20 protein-coding genes and 1 riboswitch are annotated in these 22,780 nt (G+C 34.7%); of the genes, 12 read left to right on the top strand and 8 right to left on the bottom strand.

What is annotated here, in order from left to right; translation table 11 throughout:
* A partial coding sequence (locus tag ISU02_RS23010) for a hypothetical protein (RefSeq protein ID WP_194704212.1) occupies positions 1-809 on the top strand: 809 nt, incomplete at its 5' end.
* A gap of 148 nt (positions 810-957) precedes the next feature.
* Here the strand turns inward: ISU02_RS23010 and ISU02_RS23015 are convergent.
* From ISU02_RS23015 to ISU02_RS23035, 5 genes are all read right to left on the bottom strand, one after another.
* A complete protein-coding gene (locus ISU02_RS23015) occupies positions 958-2,154 on the bottom strand; it encodes an MFS transporter (protein WP_207736517.1) in 1,197 nt (398 codons plus the stop codon).
* Positions 2,151-2,897, bottom strand: coding sequence for a glycerophosphodiester phosphodiesterase family protein (locus ISU02_RS23020; protein WP_194704213.1), 747 nt, complete (start codon positions 2,895-2,897; stop codon positions 2,151-2,153). Before ISU02_RS23020 ends, ISU02_RS23015 begins: the two co-directional genes overlap by 4 nt.
* Before the next feature lie 288 nt (positions 2,898-3,185).
* A complete protein-coding gene (gene cobT, locus ISU02_RS23025) occupies positions 3,186-4,229 on the bottom strand; it encodes a nicotinate-nucleotide--dimethylbenzimidazole phosphoribosyltransferase (RefSeq protein ID WP_194704214.1) in 1,044 nt (347 codons plus the stop codon).
* Positions 4,230-4,306: 77 nt separating this feature from the next.
* Positions 4,307-4,484: riboswitch (cobalamin riboswitch) on the bottom strand.
* 84 nt (positions 4,485-4,568) lie between these two features.
* Positions 4,569-5,246, bottom strand: a complete 678-nt coding sequence (locus tag ISU02_RS23030) for a hypothetical protein (RefSeq protein WP_194704215.1) — start codon at positions 5,244-5,246, stop codon at positions 4,569-4,571.
* Positions 5,239-5,559 (bottom strand): PadR family transcriptional regulator, encoded by a 321-nt coding sequence (locus ISU02_RS23035; protein ID WP_194704231.1) that lies wholly within the window; start codon positions 5,557-5,559, stop codon positions 5,239-5,241. Before ISU02_RS23035 ends, ISU02_RS23030 begins: the two co-directional genes overlap by 8 nt.
* A 284-nt stretch (positions 5,560-5,843) precedes the next feature.
* On the opposite strand from ISU02_RS23035, the gene ISU02_RS23040 reads away from it, so the two are divergent.
* The 4 genes from ISU02_RS23040 (at position 5,844) to yeiL (ending at position 8,148) form a co-directional block, all read left to right on the top strand.
* The gene (locus tag ISU02_RS23040) at positions 5,844-6,308 is read left to right on the top strand and encodes a LytTR family DNA-binding domain-containing protein (protein WP_194704216.1); all 465 of its coding nucleotides are present in this window, start codon (positions 5,844-5,846) and stop codon (positions 6,306-6,308) included.
* The gene (locus ISU02_RS23045; protein ID WP_194704217.1) at positions 6,305-6,709 is read left to right on the top strand and encodes a DUF3021 family protein; all 405 of its coding nucleotides are present in this window, start codon (positions 6,305-6,307) and stop codon (positions 6,707-6,709) included. The genes ISU02_RS23040 and ISU02_RS23045 overlap by 4 nt, the downstream gene beginning before the upstream one ends.
* A 236-nt stretch (positions 6,710-6,945) precedes the next feature.
* Complete coding sequence (locus ISU02_RS23050) at positions 6,946-7,443, top strand: DUF6622 family protein (RefSeq protein WP_194704218.1); 498 nt, start codon at positions 6,946-6,948, stop codon at positions 7,441-7,443.
* A 24-nt stretch (positions 7,444-7,467) separates the two neighbouring features.
* The gene (gene yeiL / locus ISU02_RS23055) at positions 7,468-8,148 is read left to right on the top strand and encodes a transcriptional regulator YeiL (protein WP_194704219.1); all 681 of its coding nucleotides are present in this window, start codon (positions 7,468-7,470) and stop codon (positions 8,146-8,148) included.
* A 99-nt stretch (positions 8,149-8,247) separates the two neighbouring features.
* Here yeiL and ISU02_RS23060 read toward each other — a convergent pair whose 3' ends face one another.
* Positions 8,248-9,459: an MFS transporter gene (locus ISU02_RS23060; RefSeq protein ID WP_194704220.1), complete on the bottom strand. Its 1,212-nt coding sequence runs from the start codon at positions 9,457-9,459 to the stop codon at positions 8,248-8,250.
* Between the two features lie 150 nt (positions 9,460-9,609).
* Here ISU02_RS23060 and ISU02_RS23065 point away from each other — a divergent pair, with 150 nt between their 5' ends.
* The 4 genes from ISU02_RS23065 to ISU02_RS23080 all read left to right on the top strand — a co-directional run bounded on the left by ISU02_RS23065 (position 9,610) and on the right by ISU02_RS23080 (position 12,089).
* On the top strand, positions 9,610-10,494 hold the full coding sequence (locus ISU02_RS23065; RefSeq protein ID WP_194704221.1) for a LysR family transcriptional regulator: 885 nt from the start codon (positions 9,610-9,612) through the stop codon (positions 10,492-10,494).
* 57 nt (positions 10,495-10,551) lie between these two features.
* Complete coding sequence (locus ISU02_RS23070) at positions 10,552-11,079, top strand: flavodoxin family protein (protein ID WP_194704222.1); 528 nt, start codon at positions 10,552-10,554, stop codon at positions 11,077-11,079.
* 48 nt (positions 11,080-11,127) lie between these two features.
* Positions 11,128-11,619 (top strand): AAA family ATPase, encoded by a 492-nt coding sequence (locus ISU02_RS23075; RefSeq protein ID WP_194704223.1) that lies wholly within the window; start codon positions 11,128-11,130, stop codon positions 11,617-11,619.
* A 287-nt stretch (positions 11,620-11,906) separates the two neighbouring features.
* A complete protein-coding gene (locus ISU02_RS23080) occupies positions 11,907-12,089 on the top strand; it encodes a hypothetical protein (RefSeq protein ID WP_207736518.1) in 183 nt (60 codons plus the stop codon).
* A gap of 98 nt (positions 12,090-12,187) precedes the next feature.
* On the opposite strand, the gene ISU02_RS23085 is transcribed toward ISU02_RS23080, so the two are convergent.
* Complete coding sequence (locus tag ISU02_RS23085) at positions 12,188-13,441, bottom strand: DNA cytosine methyltransferase (protein ID WP_194704225.1); 1,254 nt, start codon at positions 13,439-13,441, stop codon at positions 12,188-12,190.
* Between the two features lie 188 nt (positions 13,442-13,629).
* Between ISU02_RS23085 and ISU02_RS23090 the strand changes: the two genes are divergently transcribed.
* From ISU02_RS23090 to drmB, 3 genes are read left to right on the top strand one after another with little or no spacing between them, the layout of a single operon-like run.
* A complete protein-coding gene (locus tag ISU02_RS23090) occupies positions 13,630-16,191 on the top strand; it encodes a DrmE family protein (protein WP_194704226.1) in 2,562 nt (853 codons plus the stop codon).
* A gap of 1 nt (position 16,192) precedes the next feature.
* Complete coding sequence (locus ISU02_RS23095) at positions 16,193-19,645, top strand: helicase-related protein (protein ID WP_194704227.1); 3,453 nt, start codon at positions 16,193-16,195, stop codon at positions 19,643-19,645.
* A complete protein-coding gene (drmB, locus tag ISU02_RS23100) occupies positions 19,642-21,558 on the top strand; it encodes a DUF1998 domain-containing protein (protein ID WP_194704228.1) in 1,917 nt (638 codons plus the stop codon). Before ISU02_RS23095 ends, drmB begins: the two co-directional genes overlap by 4 nt.
* Before the next feature lie 392 nt (positions 21,559-21,950).
* Here the strand turns inward: drmB and ISU02_RS23105 are convergent, their stop codons facing one another.
* Positions 21,951-22,352, bottom strand: a complete 402-nt coding sequence (locus ISU02_RS23105) for a hypothetical protein (protein ID WP_194704229.1) — start codon at positions 22,350-22,352, stop codon at positions 21,951-21,953.
* Positions 22,353-22,780 lie beyond the last annotated feature (428 nt).

Raw genomic sequence — 22,780 nt, forward strand, 5'->3', positions numbered from 1 at the left:
CAGGCAGATATTCTAAAGAGACCACAGTGAAACTCTTTTCAGGCACAAGCTATGAGAAGACCTTCAGTTTACCCAAGACCTCGACAACACACCAATCAAACCACTTGCTAGATGAAGCCACCTGGCTCAGAGATGTTCAGGTAACTGCAACGGATGTGGTCTCAGGAACGGGTACATCAGCACCTTCAGGCACATACCTAGCGAGATTTGAAACCCAGACAGCGTCAGGTAAGCGGGCTGTAGCCAGTGTGCCGTTTGAATACCAACCCGTAGTGGTTAAAACCTTTGAAGCTAGAGGTTACTGGAATCATTGGAGAGGACAGACCACACTTAAGGGAGAAGTCACCACTGTAGAACCGCATCGCTTTTTATCACATGAATGCGTGATCTTTGAAGCAGTGATTCAAGGGGAGATCGAAGGGGCATTATTAAGACTTAGCCCTGAACTGGAAGCCATGACCTACTGGGATAAATACAACAACGTATATCGATATGAAGACGATTTTCATAAGAGAGTTTACTTTCCCATACATCTAAAACGTGTAAAGCAAACCGCAGAAGGTGTGCTCTGGCAGTCTGAATATGCCTTGCCTTATGCAGATTCCACACAGAGCTATGAGAATCAAAGGTTAAAGCCAAGTTATAAAGCGACACTATATGTGATTCCCAAAGGTGTGGACTGGCATGGGGATTACACCACAGAGGGGTTAATCCAAATGGAGATAGATGACATCGACATCACAGGCAATATCTATGACCTTTTGTACATTGAGCCAGTTAGGGGGAATATTTCTGAGAGGGGACAATAAAAAAGATCGCTGAAATCTTTTTAACAGATTTCAGCGGCTATTTTTTTAAAATAATAAGAATTGAGCTAAAAAATTTTTTCAAAGGTACCAATCGAGAAAATCGTTCTCGAAAATCGATTTGAATCATTGTGAGGACGATCAAATGTTGTCAAAGTTGTCTGCGTATTCTTGAAATACAATAGAAAGCAAGTGCATATGAAAGTGCCGTAAAGACAAACATCACTTTAAAGCTGATAAGATCCACCACTGCGCCTAAAAGGAGTGGTCCTGTAATGGCGGCCAGTGATGAAGCAAAGTAATAAAGACCTGTATAAGTGCCTATTTTATCCTCACTGGTTTGTTCTACGACGAGAGGATAGGAGTTGATGTTAATGAGTGCCCAAAAGAAGCCGCCTATAAACATTAAGATCATCATGATCAACATGGAATAAGGCACGATGGTTCCGATGGTTGCAAGGAGGATAAAAACCACAGTATCTCCAAGGAGGCCGATTAAAATGGTGTTGCGTTTGCCAAGTTTGCTGCCGATAAAACCCGCAGGAATGGCAAAAGCTAAGAATGAAAGTGCGAAAAAGCCCAAAATCAATGAAGCATCTGCAACATCAAGTCCTAAGAATTGAACACAATAATTGCTGAAAGTGGCCTCCACACCTTGATATCCCACAAACCAAAAGAAAATGGCGACCAAAATCCAAGCTGTGGCATGATTGGGATCGTGATAGATTTCAGAAATTGAATGCCTAAGACTTGGGGTTTCTTCTTCAGAAGGAACGCCGATGTTGGGTTCCTTAATAAATTTTAAAAGCATAAAAAGTGCTAATACCATAAGAACCGCTGTCAATAAGAAGGGCAAATTGGGATTGGCGCGATACAAAAAAGAACCTCCCACTAGAACAAAGACTGAAGCGAGTCCTCCCATGAAATTGATAATGCCATTGGCCTTACTTCTGAGTGGCGCAGGGGTGATATCGGGCATAAGGGCCACAGTGGGCGCTCTGTAAATAGCCATGGCAAAATTGAGTATTGTAATAATAATCATAAAGGATAGAAAATTGAAGTAGTGTGGCAGTAAAATAAATGCAATTGCAGAGATGGGGATACCGATCATCAAGTAAGGCATTCGTCTTCCAAATCGCGTATGAGTGCGATCACTTAATGAGGCGATAAATGGAATCAAGCTTACAGCCAAAATATTATCAAGTGTCATGATGGCGTTAATTTGGAATTGACTATCGATAAAATCTCTTAAAAAAATAGGGACATAGATATTATAGAGCGGCCAAACGAGACTGACTGCAAAAAAGCCAAGTCCCAATATAAAGGTCTGTTTGATATTGAGTTTCATAGGACCTCCTCATGCAAAATTTCTAATATTTTATCTGGGCAATCTGTTATGATGGCATGGATTTGATGCTGAATGAGTTGTCTGGCAACTTGAGGGTCGTTAAGTGTATAGGTATTGATTTTGAGGTGATGCTTTAGCATATGTTTTAAGTGCTCACCACCCAGTGTAAAGTAGTGAGGATGATAAAAATCAGCTTGAATACGATTCAAATAGAGCCAAGGGTCAACAAGTGCAGATGCCGTTAATGCACCGGTTAGAACCTCAGAATTGAGTTCTTTTATTTTGACGAGTGCTTGGTGGTCAAACGAAGAAAAAATCAATTGGTTTTTATTGAGATATTTTAAACAAAGATGGAGCGCTTTTTCTTCAATATCAGGATAGAATAGACTCCCAGCTTTAAATTCGACATTGAGAATACGTGGTTCAGAAAGTGGTTTCTCTTTCTCGAACTCTGAAAACAATATTAAAACTTCTTCCAAAAGAGGTATTTTTTCTTCATGTCCATCTTGATGGATAGGCATTTTCTTGAGTTCTTTACATGTAAAATCATAGAGATAACCTTTTGTGCCTGTCATGCGCTCAAGTTCAAAGTCATGAAATACCATAAGTTCGCCATCTTTTGAAAAGTGGATATCGAGTTCAAGTCCATGGGCACCTATTTCAAGTGCTTTTCGAAATGCAAGCAGTGTGTTTTCAGGGTATAAACTTTTGAAACCTCGATGAGCTAATACTTTTGTATTCATGATAAAACCTCTCTCCCTTAATCTAAATCGTTTTTTTTGATCAAACCAACCCATGGCGACTTTCCCGACTGATGCCTCAAACCGATTTTCACTGATGTTTTTCCCGACTGATGCATCGGAGAAAATCTTTTGGATCAAATTGTGTCATTAAAAAAATAGTGAATAAAAATAGTGAATAAAATAATAAAAACAGTGAGCCAACGACTCACTGTTTTTATTCTATATGGTTGGTTATAAATCCTCTATTTAAAATAAAGAAATCGTATATTTAACCTATATTTTACAATCTTATAAGGCATCAAAATGAGCTTCTTCAAAAGTGATCATTTCGCGATTCATATAACAGGCAGCTTCGACGATGTTAAAGGCAAGGAGTGCACCACTGCCTTCACCAAGACGCATATTCATATCTAAAAAAGGATTGAGTTTAAGATAATTTGTTGCAATTTTTGCACCCTTTTCAAGTGAATAATGCGAAGGGATTAAGTAATCTCTCACCAATGGATTGAGTTTGCAAGCGATAATCGCTGAAACGGTGGAGATGAAACCGTCAATCACAACAGGTACTTTTTTATAAGCTGCACCAATCATCGTACCAGCCATGCCGGCGATATCAAGACCACCTACTTTTGACAGAATATCCAGTGGATCGTCGACGTCAGGTTTGTTGATTGCTATAGAGCGTTTAATCACATCCGCTTTATGTGCTAATTTTTCCAGTGGAAAATTGGCGCCAATGCCTGTAATTTCACTGGGATCAATCCCTGTGATTACGGAGAGAATGGCTGTTGTTGTGGATGTATTGCCAATGCCCATTTCACCAGTTGCCAGAATCTTGGCACCTTCATCCACTGCTTGTATCGCTATTTCTATGCCAACTTCTAAAGCTTTAATCGCTTCATTGCGTGACATTGCCGGTCCTTTAGTCATATTATGAGTGCCGTACATCACTTTTTTATTAATGACATATGCGTCATCAATATCTGTCATAACGCCGATGTCAACAGCATATATCTTGGCATTCATCTGCTTGGCGATGGCACCAGCACCCGTTATCCCCCTTGGGATATTGAGTGTCTGTATATAGGTAACTTCTTGGATCGCCGATGCGACATCTTCATCACAGACCCCATTATCTGCACACATGACAATAAGTGCTTTTTTATCCGTCATGGGGTAGGCTTTCCCTGTGATGCCAGCGACTTGAATCACAAGATCTTCTAATTTCCCCAGAGAACCCTGTGGCTTGTTGAGATTTTCGACCCGATTTCTGACGGTTGTCATCATATTGTGATCGATCTCGGTGATACTCGCTAATACTTCATTTAACATGAATATCCTCCTTCAATGACATGGCGTAAGAGCAAAAAAAGCCCATTACTCCTAGAGTAATGAACTTTGCCTTCATTCATTGTTTGGCTTGTCGGCAGGTCTCCTGGCTTAGCATCATCACGAATCTTACGCCTTCCCGAGTAAACTCAGTGGCATGTGTAAGCCGCTCCGCTTTACAGTGATGGGTTCGCTTAGGACTTTCACCTAATTCCCTATTCTCCAAAAATATTTGGCACCGCACATGTCTTTTATAGTGTTAATAAAAAATTGCGTTGTTACAGAGATTATATTATATGAATTTTAAATACACGTCAAGCGTTTAAAGTCACTTTTAAAATTTCAGTAGGCATTAGAAAGCAACTTGTGAATCAGATAAGAAGAGATAACGATAAGTAACAATACGACAATATTTATTGTGAAGAGTGTTTTTTTACCGATCCAAGCCAAAAAGAGTAGTAGTGCCATGAATGAAGCGCCTTTAACAAAAGTTTTCAAGGTAGTATGTTTAGCCTCAGCTTTGTGTTCAAGCGCATTTCCAAAAACGACTTGTACCAGTATATATGCGCCTATGATAGTGGCAAAATAGGCACCTACTTGAAATATCGATATTGAAAGCTGAAAATTTTTTGGACTGTTCGTTATTGTGTTTTTAATGAGAGCATAAGTTTCGCTTGCCATGGCAAGTGTGATTGCCCCTAAAATTGAAGTTGAATGAAAAAATATATCGAAAAGCTCGAAAATGTTTTCTTGAAGTGTTTTTGAAGGCAAACTTGTGATGACATCGTCACAAAAGATTTTATAGTCTTCACCAATGACAGTTTGAATATCTTCATTCCTCTCTTGAGCAGAAAGAACCATTTCCAGGAGATCATGACGTACAACTTCTTGATGGTATTCAGAAATATTTGCAACGCGCAGGTAGCACATGATATCTGTCAAAACAATGTCATTTGATTTATTGAGCTTTTTATCAAGTGCGTTATTGATTTGATTGAGTTTTTTCGTTCTTTTATTCATTTGGATCACCTCTGTCTAAAAATAGTGTGTCAACAGCCGTTTTGAGTTCTTGCCAGTTGGATAAAAAAGTTTCAAGCTCTAATTGACCTGTTTGAGAAATAGAGAAGTATTTTCTTTTGGGCCCCAGTGGAGAGGTTCTATGTTGTGCGATGATCAGTCCACTCTTTTCAAGTCTTAAAAGTATAGGATAGATGGTGCCTTCGGAAATATTAGAAAAGCCGTAGGTCTGAAGCGCTTGTGAAATTTCATAACCGTAGGTCTCTTTATGGCTGATGACCTTTAAAATACAGCCTTCTAAAGTGCCTTTTAACATTTGTGATGGGATCAAGTTTGCCACTCCTTTAAGTGCTACTATGTAATACATAATACTAAGCTATATTGTAATGCATAATAGCGAGGTTGTCAAACCAATTTGGGTTATCCAAGAAGTGAAAAACGCAATTTACATATGAATGTGCATAGGAATCGGGTATAATTTAGGATAAGTAACTGCATAGAAATTAAACTTGTAGGCAATAAAAGTAGCGTTGAATATGCCGCTATCAGGTAATGAAAGTAATGATGAGAGCATACTTGAGTTAAAGAAGGAGTTATTAAATGGTTAAGGTCAGTGTCTTTGTAATTTCTGAAGATCAGGAAGAAGAAGTGCTCATAAGATTGCATGACAAATTGGATGAGGGGACTATAAAATCAATTGAATCACTCGTTAATTCTACACCCAAGCAATCCTTTATCTTTGGAAAATCTAACGATCAATATTTTAAGCTGAAATTAGATGAAGTCTACTATATTGAATCCGTAGATCGAAAACAGTTCATATATACAGATACACAGATTTTAGAGACGGATGAAAAATTATATGCTTTGGAAGCGCAATTTTCTGGATCGAGTCTTGTACGTGTTTCAAAATCTATGATTTTGAATTTGGATCAGATTGATTCTTTTGCTCCCAAATTAAGTGGCAATCTAGAAGCACAACTTAGCAACAATGAGAAAGTAAGTATCTCAAGGCGTTACGTTTCTGGCGTTAAGAAACAACTTGGGATGAAGGAGGGGCTATGATGCATTTGATAAAAAAATTAACTCAAGTGGCTACACTTATTTTTACAATTTTAATTGTGATCCGAATGTTATCAGGATTAGAAGTGAGTAATCAAATGCTATGGCAATTGCTGTTCGTAGCTCTAATTGCATCACTAATGAAAGTCGTTATGTTTAAAGAGACGCTCTTTAATTACCACTGGGCATATCAATTGGGATATCTTTTTTTGATATGGTTGAGCCTTTTGATCTTTGGCATGTTTTTCAAGTGGCATATGACGCTGGGAGATGCCGCGATGAATTTATTACTGGTTTTCTTCATTTATGGCATCATTAGAGTTATAAATTATAGGCAAGATAAAATAGAGGTGGATCAAATGAACGACTATCTTAAAAAGAAGCGTCGAAAAAAAGAAGCATAAAAAAAGAAGCATATAAACAATAAGCATATAAACAATAAGCATAGAAACAAAAAAGAGCAGAGCGATCCATAAATGCGCTCAATAACTATAAACACGTTCAAGAGGTGTGCATTTGATGCTCTACCGCTTAGGTGTCGAAATTTACCGCTTACTACAAGTGGTATTGATGCGCTGAATCATCTCGTGTAAGCTGTGTACAAGAAAAACAAAACAAACACAACTGAAAGGATGATATTATGATTAAAGCGATAATTGTTGGCACGCCAACATATGTGTGGTTTTTATTGGCAGTACTTGTGGTTCGAGGTCTCAAATTAAGAAATGAAGCAGAATTAAACATTCGCAAAATGATGATTGTACCAACACTGTTTATAGTATGGGGGCTTGAAAAACTGTTCAATGATTTCTCTTATTTGGGTGCAAGTTTAGCCTTTTATATAATTGCAGCAGTCATAGGGAGTATGATTGGTTATAATTTATATCAACGCAATCGCCGAGTTTTTAAACGTGATGAGGTGATCTATAGATCGGGAAGCTATATGCCACTTACGATTATATTGATAAACTTTTGTGTCAAGTATACTTTGAATGTTATTTTAGCGATCCATACGGAGTTACATCAAGCATTAAATTTCAATATTTTATATGCACTGTTCTCAGGACTATCTGTTGGATTATTTGTAGGTGGGATTTACCAAGCTTTTAAAGCGAGAGAAGCAATTCAAAATAGATAAAAAAATGCTGGCAAAGGAGTGCTCATGAAAAGATGTACAATTGAAATGTTGGACGATCATTTAAAAAGTAAAGTTGAACAATGTAGAAACATATTTGAATCTGTATATGCCTTTATTCATGTGGATATATTTGAAGCACGTGAAAATATCGTGTATTTCAATCGGGAAATTAATCATCTTCATTATCTCATTAGAGGCAAGGCGAAAACTTCACTTGTACATGAAAATGGGCGGCGTTCGATTATTCAATTTGTGGAGCCAGATGAATTTATAGGAGAGCTAAGCTTAATTGATGTGGAAAAGCAACCCAAAGATGTGGTTGCTATTTCCGAGTGTATTTGCATTTCCATTGCCTTTGCGGATGCAAAAGCAATTTTGCTGAAAGATGACAAGTTTTTATTGACTTTAAGTCGTTATATAGGTGAAAAACTTTTGAAACGCACATGGTATTACACAAAAAATCAAAATTATGAATTAAAAAATCGCCTTGCGGCACATCTATTAATGTCTGCTAACAAGGGCATTTATCAAGAAAAGCATACTGAAACAGCCGAATTCTTAGGGGTAAGTTATCGGCATTTATTGTATACGTTTAAGATTTTTCAAGAAGAAGGATTGATTGTAAAACAGAAAAAAGGTTATAGAGTAGATGAGAAGAGATTGGAAATTTTAGCTAGTGACATAGAGATCGGGCAATATATCTAAGTGAGCATTATCTAAGCGTTTTAGGCCCAAACTAAATGTCACTATCCAAGTTTCTCATATATGAAGTTCTTAAAGCGCTTAAGGGATCTTAGGATCTGATTAGGCGTGTTCCTTTTTGTTGTCTAAAAAGATCAGAAGGCTTAAGAACAGTGATTTGGCAAAGATGTACCCCCATATTTGAATAGGCCCGACGATTGGAATAAGCCATCCACTGAGTAAGACACCTAGCCCATCCATGCCAGCTTTTAGCACAAGGTAGAGTGCGTTGATTCTGCCTCTAAAATCAACTGGGGTGTGGTCTGCAATGTAAGCTTTTATATTCGTCGCCATGAGGATTTCACCAAAGGTCCATATGATGGTGGCAATGACGTATAGCAAATAACCAGAGACAATGGCATATAAACCAAATCCAATGGCATAAAATGCGCCTCCTAGAATAACATTTAAAAAAGTAGCATTGTGTTGCGTTTTAAGGGTTATAAAAGATGTACTTAAAATGACTGTAATGGCATTAATACTGAACAAAGTTCCAAGTAATGCAGAACTGTTATCGCCAAAAACGTGGGCTAACAATAGAGGCAGCGCAAATTTGGATTGCACGTAGATCAGCGAGAAACCAGATGTGATCAATAAAAAAGCAGCTAATCTCTTGTTGGATTTCAAAATATCTGCAGTTGTGGCATTGAGCTTGGGTTTAATGGTTTCTGTTTGAGCATGATGAGTTGCCATAGCATTTACATAATTTTCACCAATTAACGTAAGGACGAGCGCCACTGCAGTGAGAGAAGTAAACACATCGATCAAGAAAAAGAGTGGCAAATTTATTTTGAATAAAAGACCTGCCAAAGCTGGCCCAACAGCCACACCGATGTTGATACCAAGGTACATAAGCGAGATCCCGAGTTTTCGCTTTTCAATGGGCATGAGATCAATTGCCAGAGCATCCAAGGCCGGACGAACGGCACCATTAAAAAAGGTGGAGGCTATTAATAATACAATGATCACATGTGGCGCTTTAATAAAAGCGCAGGGTAAAAGTGAAAGTGCTGCAATGGTCTGTGTGATGAGGTAAATTTTTCGCCTGCCAAAGTGATCTGCAAGTTTACCGCCCAAGAATGATCCGGGCATCCTGCTCACCAGTGCAAGCGTGACCACCACACTAGATGAAGCGACAGACATGCCGAGTTTTTGAGTTAAGTATAAGGCTAAAAGTGGACTGACAAAGTCACCAAAGCGATTAATAACATTGGCGGTAAATAGGACGTACATTTCTTTAGGAAGTCCTTTGTACTCGTTGATGAATTGAAACATGATGCAACCTCCGCAATGGATCTTTAGAATAGGATTAAAAGTGTCGAATATTGAGATCCTTTATGAACTTGATTTTAGCAGAGTTTTATTGTATTGTATAACAAATAAATATGATATAAATAATCGATTTTTTCGATAAAGGAGATTGGCATGAATACGGAAGCTTATCAAACATTTGTGACACTTGCAAAAACGCTTAGTTTTTCTAAATCGGCAGAACAGCTCAATGTGGTACAGTCTACGGTTTCATCGCGAATTGTAGAACTCGAAAAATATTTGGATCAAACATTGTTCAATAGAAGCAAGCGCTCGGTGGAACTGACACATGCTGGTCGTGTTTTTTTGCCTTATGCAGAGAAAATACTCAAAAGTGAACACGTGGGCATAGAGAAGCTTAAAACGATGAGCCTCTACGAAGACAAACTTAAAATTTGTAATATTGGCAGCATTTATAGAGGCAAACTTGCTGGGATTATCAATGAATTCTATAGAAAATACCCCATGTATGAAATCGATATAGAGTTTAAAATTTCAGAGATACAGGTGGATATGTTGCTTGAAAGTGAGATCGACATAGGCTTTCTAAACCGAAAACCCAGTTCGCGAAAAATTGAAGTGCGGTCCTATATAGATTATGAAATGATCTTGGTGGCGCCAATTGATTATGAGATTGAAAGCACTATCACGCGTGAAGCATTAGCGCATATTGATCTTGCATTGATCAGTAACGATGCACTAATCATGGAGTGGTTTGAAGAAATTATGCCCGGCAATTATAGACCAAGGCTACATATTAACAGCAGTATACAACTGCGTGAATACATTAAGCGCGGCTACGGCTGTGCGTTTTTACAAGATTTTTTGGTCAAGGAAGATATTGAAGCAGGACGCATGAAGCAAATCGAAATCGAAGGCGTTAAACCGCTTAAGCTCTCCAGTTATATTGCCATTAACAAGTCTAGGGCAAATGCCAAGGTGGTTAAGCGATTTTTAGAACTGCTTCCAGAACTCGATGCGTTTAAGTATAATATTTGAACCTAAATAGAGGTTTCTGAGAGTGTCACATATAAAAAGCAGAAAGGCATTGATATTATGAATATTTTAGTGGTAACAGGTAGTCCAAGAAAAGACGGCAATACCGAAATTATGGCAAATGCATTTACAGAGTCGGCAAGATCAGCAGGACACCATGTGGTGGTGAGACATTTGAGTGGCCTCAAAGTGAATCCTTGTATAGATTGTAAGTACTGCTTTTCACATGAGGGTGTTTGCGTACAAAAAGACGATATGAATGATATTTTGAAAGATGTTGAGCAAACGGACCTACTGGTCATTGCATCACCTATTTATTGGTTTGATGTTTCAGCACAGACAAAATGCTTCATAGATCGCATGTACGCCCTTGCTAAAAAAGGCTTCAGGATTAATTCAGTTGCAATGCTACTCAACGCAGGTGCAGATCATGTGTTTGATGCTGCTGAAGCACAAATCAAGGCGATTTGTTCATACTTGAAATGGGATTTAAAAGGGATTATTAAAGTGCCTAATATGACTGAGAAAGGCAGTATGAGGCATTCGAATCAACTTGAAGAAGTACGTGAGTTTGGAAGACATCTGTAAAAACTAAGTTGTTGTTGGCAAAAACTGTGTTTAGGAGTGAATGGTTCTATGAAAAAATTGGTTATAATTAACGGGGCACCTGGTGTTGGAAAAACCACAGTTTGCAAAGCATTGAATCAAAAAATTAAAAACTCTGTCTGGTTAGATGGGGATTGGTGCTGGATGATCAACCCTTTTCAAGTCACAGAAGAGAACAAGATCATGGTTGAAGATAATATTACCCATTTGCTAAAAAATTTCTTAGGCAATAGGTCGATTGAAACCATTATTTTCAACTGGGTAATCCCGCATGATGACTTGATGAATTCAATTATAGGCAAATTACCTGTTGAAGGGGTTAAAATTATAAAGATTTCGCTGATCAGTTCTGAAGAAGTGTTGAGCCAGCGTATGATGAAAGATGGTCGACCAAAAGAAAAAATTGAAGAGAGTATAAAAAGACTAGAAGCATACTGGCATATGGATACGATTAAAGTCGATTCTTCTGCATTAAGTATTGAGCAGACCGCTGAAAGGATAAATGAACTTATCAAAATCTAATAAATATTTAGGAATAGGTTTGGACTTATAACCGTAATGCTGTTGAAGATAATACTCTGACCATGTCGGCAACTAAAGTTGTTTTAGAAGGGATAACCATTGGTGGAAAGCGCATATTGAACAGTTTGAAGCGATTAATCATCGGGGAGCGACTTTATTTCTAGAAGCAATAGGTTCAAATCAAGAGCAGTTAACTGAATGGAATATTAAGAATATTCACGTGTTGATTCTAAAGCGCATTGACAATGGAAATGCTGGAAAGTATGGAAAAGAAAAAGTTCTGATTCTTGGAGCAAGACATTTGCCGCTCAACCATTATGGACTTGATCATCATTAGACTTGATCAGCGTGTTGATTATTATGATGTGCTTGATTTAGCACATATAACAATGAATTATGGGCCGCTTATGAAATTTGTGTCGGACTTGGTTGTTGAGTTGGAAGGGGGTGGACTGTCGGTGTTGGATTAGAGAATTGGATGAGAGGGTCTGTATCAAGTTAAAAAAAGACCCACTCCACGAATTGTTGATAGGGTGGGTTTATTTTTCTAATATATTATTGTAAAAATCTACAAATTATTTAAAAGTGAAAATGCAATTTTTTTTGCCATTAAAGGAGGTACAGCATTTCCAATTTGTACAAAGTTGGCAGTACGAGGACCTTCAAAATAATAGTTATCGGGGAATGTTTGTAATCTAGCAGCTTCTCGAACTGTAATAGATCTGGTTTGAATTATATCTGGATGTATAAAATGGTGCCCGTCTTTTGACAAATGTGCAACAACTGTATGAGAGTGATTTAGATTACCTGCAACAACTTTAAATCTATCGAGAAAAGACTTTCTATTATTGTGAGTCATAAGTTCTTCTTCCAAATCAGTATACTTTAGTCTCAAACTTTCTTCATTCCATTTCTTTATTGCTTTTTCATATATTTTTAAATCTCTCGCATTCTGTGTTCTTGCATGATGATGTGTAAGAATATCGCTATTATTACGTACATCTATTGAAGTTTGTGCTTTAGTAGGTTTGCATGCATAATTATATTTTTTATACTTTTCTCCAGCTTGTATATTAGGTAGATCCTTAAATAGCTCATCAATAGAAAAATTATACTCTGAGTGATAAAAAAAAGATTCTGGGGTGATTATATCTTTTCTAAATCCAATCAAAATAACTCTTTTTCTGTTTTGAGGTACACCAAAGTCTTTAGCATTTAGGGTGAAAGATTGTAAACTGTAGCCCACTCTTTTTAGATATCTATTTAGGTTTTTGTAGATAGTACCATTTTGAGCAGTAAGTATTCCTTGGACATTTTCAAAAACGAAAGCTTTTGGTTGATAATGCTTTAAAAATCTTACATATAGTTTATAGAGATAATTCCGGTCATCATTTTTCATTGAATTTTTATCTCTAGCCCTTCCGAGCAAAGAATATGCTTGGCATGGTGGTCCTCCAACAATAACATCCACTGTATTATGATCCTTAAGGTTCATTTCCTTATCAATTTGTTTAAACATATTATGAATTGTTTTCTCTGATATTTCATTGTTGATAATCAATTCTAATTTTTCCTTGGGGACATAATCTAACAACTTCTTTCTTGCTACTTCACGTTCTTTATCTGTTAAATTATAGGTTTTCTGATATTCATAGTAATACTCCAATTTATTAGATTTTCTCAAGTAATGGTATATTGCTCGAGTTTCGAGTGTCATAACCGCGTGCTTATTCATTTCAATATGTGCAATTGGTGTATATCCAGCTTTAATAAAGCCTTCTGATAAACCACCTGCACCTGCAAATAAGTCGATAAAATTCATAGTCCTCACCATCCCACTATATCATACCAGGCTTCACCCTTGCATGCAAGAAAATCAAAATCAATATGGGAAATCATGTAGGATCAAAATAATTATTTAATTTCCCAAGTCTTTACATATTTTTGTGATATAATTTTTATGTGATTCAGAATGTAAGATACAATTAGTTTAACAATGGGGGGATGGATATGTTTAAAGAGTTTGTTCCAATATTTAACAACAACTTTGCCGTGAATATGAATGATATTGAGTTCCCTTTGACATCCTATGTAGAACAGACCCTATTAGAAATAAAGTCTGCTAATGTTCCGACTATAATAGTTTATCCAGATGGAAATGAACTAAATACAATGTTGCTTCCATACATTGCGCTTTATAGTCGATATAAAAATTTTTTTGGTGATATCACTGATCTAGCTAAGGCATTAGAAATTGATGAATTTATCTATTATGATAGCCGTCTAGGTAAATTTAAAGGTAAAAAAATATATAAAGAATGGGGGGCGTGTGCTGATTCTTTACCTGAGGATTTAAGAAATAGTCAGGCAATAAAAATTGAATTTGCGCATGGAGATACGGGATATATTACAGAGAAAGATTTCTATAAAATCACAAGATACAAAGGGGGTGCAACACGATTAAATAATATTGAAAAATGTAATAATGATAAAAAAAATACTGTGTTAATAGAGCAATTCGGTCTATCAACGACCGCTGTGTCAACACTAATTAATAGTACTGTACTTTATATAAAAAATAAAATTGAAGCGGATAATATTGTAAATAGTACGACTACAAATTTTGGGCCGATAAAAAAAGAAAAGCTTTCAAACGTTGCTCCTTTAGCTTATTGGACTAATAATGGTAAAAAAATAAATTATTCTGGAAATAGGCAAGGATTAACTCCAGTTGTAAATATTACTTCTAACTTAGAAAATGCAATTAATCTTCTATATAATAAAAATGAGATTAATTTAGTTATAGTTGACTTAGCTGATTTAAGAGGGATAGATTTTAATCTGTTAGAACAAATAGTAGATCTTACTGAGAAAATTGGATTGATTATACTGTTACCATTTAAGAAATACAAAGATTTTACCGAGTATTTTGAGAAAAGTAAATTTGATCAAATCGTAGTTACTAAATCAAAAGCAGCAAGATATTTGAAGAATTCTCCGAAAGAATCAATCCAAGTCAATCAACAAATTATTTTTAATAATTATGTGGATCGAAATATCCAGTTTGATGATATAAAAGAGAATGAAAAAATTTGTTTTTTGAAAGTCTACAAGGAGTTGAATTTTTTGCTTTCCGGTCCTAGTGTTGATGAAAAAATAAGAGATTTAATTAGTAAATCGTTTGGGCTTCTTTCATCTCTTAAATCATATATGGCCTTTGATACACCAAATAGTAATGAGAATTCTATTTATGTAAAAAAACAATTGAAAGATATCGAGACGGATATTTTAGAAATACTTCAGAATGATAGTTTTTATAGTGCTGAAAAGCTTCAATTGATTCTTGAAATGCAGAAGGATTTGCTAAAAATTGTCTTTTCTGAGAACAAAATGGCAAGCAAAGCTAAAGAAATTTTAAAATACAGCACAAGTAAAAGAATATTATTTATCGTTCAGAATAATCGTGTAAAATCAATCTTTGACAGTTATGTCAAAGAGCGATTCAGAGATAAAATTGTTCATTGCAAAACAATTTCTAAAGTACAAAGGGATGTTTTTTATGATATTACGTATATCTTAGGAGTTGTACCGAATCCAAAATTAAGTTCAACATTGTTCTCTTTAATGAGTTCAAAGAGAATGGTATTTGTGTATTATGAATCATACTTGAATTATATAAAATTTTTATATAAGAATAATGTTTTGAATTTGCTTGAGGAAGAATTAATATCTGAAATCATGTATGAGGAATTATTAACTGATAGTGAGCAAAAAAAAGCTGATTATAATCTTATATCCGAATTAACACAAGTAGTAAATGGATATAATTACAAAGATGCTTTCAGAATTTATTTTGGAAATAACGAAGATGAAGATAGCTCGAAGTGTGATTATTTGGTAAATTTCAACGAATATATTGGAGTATTTAAAAAAGATTATAAAGTTTATCGTGTTAATTTGGAAGAACAGAATTTAGAAGATGCAAAGGTATCAACTTTATCAATTGGTGATGAGATATTAATATTGAATGAGAAATTTAAATCAGGATCATTTTTAGAAGAAATAATTGAAGCACTACTCCAAGATTTTGATTTCCAGAATAAATATAGTAAAAAGATCAAGCTATCAAAAATGTGGAAAAAAATATTAAGTGATTATTTAGAGAATCATAATTTGAGACCATCTCAACTATATCAACTTTTGAAAGCAAAAGGATTAAAAAAAACGTATACAACATTTAGAAATTGGATTTTTAATGATTATATAGTTGGGCCAGATCAAGAAAGTGATTATAAGCTAATTTTTTCATTAAATCCGGAGTTATACTCAAGTTGGAAAACTGTATTTGATGCATGTAATATGGTGAGGAGTTTACATATAAAACTTCGCCATGACATTGGCAAGATGATTGTTGAGTCTTATTTTAATGATAAGGTTATTTCTAAGAATTTGAGTTATTTAGATATTGATTTTATGAGCAAAGTTACAATTTGTGAAGTTGCTAAAATTGATAAAGGTGAGTTTAGAGTTGCAAATTACATGGTTAATGCTGTTAAGAGGAAAGAGGCCTAGGATGGATAAAGTTGACGTTAGAGAAAAAATGATAGAGCTGATAAAAAAAGAATTGCTTGGTCCTGGATCTGAAGATTTTTCAGAGAATGAGAGTGAAGAATTAATTTGGGAAAAGCCTTCAAAGAGATATTCTACAGGTATTTTATACCCTAGAGGAGTAACTAATAGTGAGCAGGAAGACATAAAAAGCACGAATAATGAAAATGAAGAATTAGAAAAAGAAATTGATGTAATCACAATTGATAATACCTTGGGAGAAGAATCGGTTTTTGATAATAATATTGATGAAACAATAGCACTAACAAATCAACTTAAACCGTCATCAATGGGAATGACTTTTTTTGCTCAAGGGAACGTGAAGACTTTATCTGTAATTTATCAGTATGGGATGTACAGAAAAGCCAAGAGAATTGAAATTAGAAAGAAACTTACGGAATTAGAGATTACTGAGATTAGAAGTAAAATGTCAAGTAAGAGTTTTCAAATAAAAGATGGAAATATTGAGCTTATCACAGAACTAACAAAAGATGAATCTAAAAAGTTACGTGAAGAAGTTAAAAATATAGAAAATTTGAAGTTAAAAAAACTACTAAATAAGTTGATTGATCATCAATATGCATATAAACGGATTCCAGTTAAGGCGAGTAAGGTGAAATTTTATTTTGATAATGATGAAAATTATAGAGACTTCAATGATGATCATATTAAAATATTTGTTAAGCGTAAATATTATGAAAATATTAATAAAACAAGTTTCACAGTAGTAATGATTAATGGATCCATAGTGGATGGAGAAAGCAATATTATTTTTCAACCTGAATTGAAGATTACATCGCTAGATAATGAATGGAATCTAGTATCGTATTCCTCTTTACCAATGTTAGAAAATAGAATGACAGAAGAAGAAAGAAATTTAGAGTTATTATTTAGATATAAACAGAAATTTGGGATTGGTCATGGTGTAAGTGTTGAATATAAAAAGACTTTGGACCATTGGTGTATTGAAACGACATTCATACCTGAACATGAAGTTGTAAGTATGAATTTTGAAATTGCAGATATACCTGAAGAAGTATTGAGTATGGAAAAATTATCATCAGTATCCGACTTAGCTAATGATGAAATATTAGATAATTTAGAGAAAATGGTCAAGTCCTATTCGCTCTGGGTAAATCAGAAGATGAATGATATTAACATATTAGACTCTAACTACGTTGAAGCTGCTATGAAAAACCATAAAAATGCAACCATAGTATTGGAAAGATTGAAAAAAGGGATTAATACATTACGAGAGAACAAAAGTGCATTAATAGCTTTTAAAGATGCCAATTACGCTATGCTTATGCAACGTGTTCAAGGTAGCAAGCGAAGAAAAAATATAATGCCAGATGATAGCGTCGAGGTTGCTAAAATATATAAGAATACGGACATAAAAAAGGCGAAATGGAGGGCATTTCAACTTGCATTTTTCGTGATGTCTATTGAGTCGTTAGTTAATGAAAAATCAGAACATAGAGATTTGGTTGATTTAATATGGGTTCCCACAGGTGGTGGAAAAACAGAAGCCTACTTGGCTTTAACTGCATTCACGATATTCTACCGTAGATTGAGAGGAATTAATGAATCTAGTGGTACAGCGGTTATCATGAGATATACATTGAGACTTCTTGCTGCACAACAATTTTTAAGGGCCACCTCTGTAATATGTGCATGTGAATTGATAAGAAGAGAGAAAAAAGGGGTATATGGTGATGAAGAGATAACAGTTGGTTTATGGATTGGTAGTAATGTTACCCCAAATACAGATCAAGAGGCAAGAGTAAATTATGAAAAGGTGGTGGCAAGTAAAAATCAGTATGATATTGATAAATATTACAAATTCCAAATATTAGAATGCCCTTGGTGTGGAACTAAATTAGTGAAGAAACAGATAGGAGGACATTTAGAGGGAAAATATGGTTTAGGAACAGACAAGAAAAAAGTGATTCACAAATGTACCAATAAAAATTGTGATTTTCACAGGAAATTACCAGTGGCTGTAGTAGATGATTATATCTATGAGAGACCACCAACGTTACTATTTGCAACGGTTGATAAGTTTGCGACTTTACCTTGGAAAGGTGAAGTATCTGAGATCTTTGCAAGTGGAGATGATATCACTGCTACTCCAGAATTGATTATTCAAGATGAACTGCATTTAATTTCAGGTCCTTTAGGAACAATAGTAGGATTATATGAAACGGTAATAGATCATCTTTGTTCACAGAAGGGGAGAAAACCTAAAATAATTGCCTCTACAGCAACAATACGTAATGCTAGGGAGCAAGTAAGAAATCTTTATAATAGGGATGTATCTCAGTTTCCTCCTCCTATGATTGATATTGATGACTCATATTTTATTAAATCTAACTCACTAAACGAAAAATTTGGTAGAAAATATTTAGGTATTATGGCATCCGGAAAAACTCAAACTACAGTGGAAATACGACTTATGGGGAAATTATTACAATCAATTAAAAATATAGACTGTAATGATGATCTAAAAGATGCATATTGGACTTTGGTTGGATATTTTAATAGCATAAGAGAACTAGGTAAATGTACGACACTTGTTAACGATGACATAAAGGATTTTATGCGAAGGTTGTCAAATCGTTCTGGAGATGAATTAAGGTATGTATATCAAGCAGACGAATTAACAAGTAGAGTATCTTCAAATGATATATTGAAGACGTTAGATAAACTAGAATTAATTTATAGAAGTGATAACAGAGAGCATAAAGTATATGCATCAGATATAGTTTTAGCTACAAACATGATTTCTGTAGGAGTTGATGTAAGTCGTTTAAATTTAATGGTAATAGTGGGACAACCTAAACTCACTGCAGAGTATATACAAGCTTCGAGTAGAGTGGGGCGAAGAGATCCAGGTTTAGTATTTACGTTATATGATTCTGCAAAGACTAGAGATAGATCGCATTATGAAAATTTCAAATCTTATCATGACTCTTTTTACTACTATGTAGAACCTACAAGTTTAACACCTTTTTCTGAAGCAGCTTTAGATAGAGCTTTGCATGCATTAATTATTACATTGATGAGACATTCATTTGGATTTAATTCAGAAGAAGATGCTGGCAAATTTATTGAGGATGGAGAATACATTACAGAGATCAAAAAAATATTGATTGAACGTGTGAGTATTATTGACCCTGATGCTTCTAAAATAGTTAAAGAGAAAATTGATTCATTCTTTGAGTTTTGGAAAAATAAAATTGAAGGTTTAGAAGAAGGGCGAGAATTAAGATATACATTTACAGGGAAAAATGGCCAATTTTCCAGATTGTTAAGAGATTATGGAAAGAATGAGAATGAGAATGCCTATGAAACCTTGCGCGCAATGCGGAATGTAGATACAGAAACAAGAGTTCATTTAAGGAGATTAAAGAAATGAATGATAAGCGTTTAGTTTTAAAGAAAGGATATAAATTGAGAAGTTCTCAAGCAATCTCACCTTTTGGTGTAGGTGCAGTTGTTGATTTTAAAAAACAGTCATTAATGGCTGCATCAACTCAGTTCTGGAATATTGATAAATGCAGGGAAATTCATGATGAGAGACTTGAAAGAGTCTTAAATGTTGACACTTTTTATATACCCGAGAATTTAGATGTGGATGAATATTATGGTTTTCCTTTTGTTAATTTCCCAGAGTGGTATTTTTGCCCCAGTTGTAGAAAGTTTAAGCCTATATCAGAATGGGAACGGGAGTTTCTTATAAAACCACAGAATAAAAAAGCAGAAGCGATGCTAGAACCTAAGTGTGTAACTTGTAAGAATGTTGATTTAGTACCTGCTAGAATTGTATGTGTTTGTAAAGAAGGACATATTACTGATTTTCCTTGGGTTGCATGGGTTCATTATAAATCAAATAAAACTGATAAACAGATTTGTACGGATAAACCTCAATTGAAAATTAGTACATTAGGATCTACTACAGGGTTAGAGGGGATAAGAGTTGAATGTGAGCATTGTAAGGCTTCAGCTTCATTGCAAGGCTCATTTAAAAAAGGTGTTTTTAAAGAAATTATAAGCAATCTAAATAAATTAGGGAAAGAAGATCTAGCAAATAACTTTAAATGCGATGGTAATATGCCATGGAGTTTGTCTAAAGAGAAATGTGAATTAGAAGAAGAATTAGTTGTAGTTCAAAGAGGCGCATCGAATATTCATTATTCAAAAGTGATTAGCTCAATTGTTATACCACCGTATTCAAATAAGTTATCTCAAGATGTGGAGAAAAATAGAACTTATAGAGAGATTGTCCGTGATATTGAAGATTTAGATGAAAATGAGACTTGTGAAGATTTTCTAAATGATAAAAATGTAAAGAGGAGAATTAAGAGAATAGCAGAAGATCTAAGATTTGATTTAGATGAAGTAACTAAAATCATATATAGAAAACTCATTAAAAATGAGAGTAATTGTTATATTGAATTAATATATAAAGCTGAAGAATATAAAGCAATGACGGGGCAAATTGAAATTGAAAATTTGCTCGAATCTGACTTTAAGCTTAAAAATACAGATATAGAGATGTATGGATTGGATTTCCTTGCTCAAGTTGTATTAGTTGAAAAACTTAGAGAGGTTAGAGCCTTAGTTGGGTTTACAAGAATATTACCACCGGATAGTAAACATTTTAATGAGAATGGTGATTCACAGGAGGCTAAACTGGTTAGCACTAAGCAAAAAAACTGGTATCCAGCTTATGAAGTTAGAGGCGAAGGACTTTTTATTGAATTCGATTTTGATAAATTATCAAAATGGGCAAAAAATCCTGATGTGATCAATAGAGCGAATATATTACACACAAGGAAAGATAGTCAAATTAAATTGAGAGGAGATAAAGCTAGGAATATATCTCCAGAGTTTATTGCGTTACACACTTTTGCGCATTTATTAATTAAGCAATTAAGCTTTGATTGTGGCTACTCTTCGGCATCTTTAAGAGAACGTATTTATTTTAATAATGATGAGAATACTATAAAAATGTGTGGTATTTTAATTTATACGGCTTCTGGAGATGCTGAAGGAACATTAGGAGGACTAACTAGACAAGGTTATCCTGACCGATTACCTCAGATTATATTAAAGGCATTATTAAATGCCTCATGGTGTTCGAATGATCCTGTATGCATTGAATCTAATGGGCAGGGAAGAGATTCACTTAACCTTGCTTCGTGTTATTCTTGCTCCTTAGTTTCAGAAACTAGTTGTGAGGAGTTCAATTCCTTATTAGATCGCGGATTATTAATCGGTACATTAGATAATAAAAAGATTGGATATTTAGAGTCTTTAGTTGATTAGGAAAATTATTGAAGAACTTGATATATTATAGTTGCTTGACTAGGACAAAGACAATTTCTTTAAGGTAGTAATTTCAATGGATCAAGTCAATCAATCTAGAAATGGTATTGAGCATAAAAATATTATTGATTTCCTTTTAGAGGATTAAACTTGGCCAAATTATATTTCAAATGCCATTACATGGGGGATAACTTATGGCAAGAAGGCATTTTTCTAGATGAGTATTCCGGTGTCTTCTGAGCCGTATGTCCGATAACGATGAGCCACCATTCCGTTTTAGATTGAGCCATAGTTCCGAAGCTTTTGAGCCAACAATTGTAGTTCCTTTATAATTAAAAAAAGGCTGTTGCTCATCTAATTTCTTAGATTTGCAACAGCCCCCATTGTATAAGTTATTTTTTGAGACGGTTCTTAATTAAAGTACTAAGAGATAAATAAGCTAATCCACCTAATAATAACCATGAAACCATAGTAACCTTTGATACAGAAATGAGGTGAATGACCTTAGCAGAAATAAAAGGTGTCAATTTGCTCATAATATTCCAATTTTTGTATATCTGTGGAAACATAGCGAAGAATAGTAAAGGCACTACTAGAATTATATTTATTTTTTTACTAATCTTATTGTGTTGAGTGATCAGATAACTAAATGTGCCACCTATTAAAAGATACTGCAAGACATGTAATGTTTGTAATGTATATTCAAACGTTTCATATTCACCAATACCCAAATAATTTGTATACCCAAGTAAACATACTTGAATAATTAGCAGTAGAGAAAAGAATAATGTCATGACCTATACCTCCAATGGCTGTTAAGAGATATGAGACTCATATCTCTACGACACAATAGCTTATTGCCAACCTCCATTTCCTATAATAATCGTTACTTGAACATCCCAAGCTGCACCTGTTTGAATTCTTTTTAATCAGAGTGTGAGTTTACTTTTCCATTTAAGGAATTACTTTTTCATTATCAACATGATATCATTTTTTTGAAATTTGTAAAAGAAAAAACAGGAAAAATATTTTTAATAATACAAAAAATGGGATCATATATTTTTTATCAAAATAGGCATGCTTGGCGACCACACATGATATTGAATATTCTTTTCAAATAGACCACCGGGTCCGGTGGGTGTTGACCACCCAATCCGGAAAATGGAACCAGAGGTTCCGGTGGTGAGATCAATTTGATTATTTATTTTGTTTAAGCCCGTAT

Source organism: Fusibacter ferrireducens, assembly GCF_015352425.1.
Classification (GTDB): domain Bacteria; phylum Bacillota; class Clostridia; order Peptostreptococcales; family Acidaminobacteraceae; genus Fusibacter_A; species Fusibacter_A ferrireducens.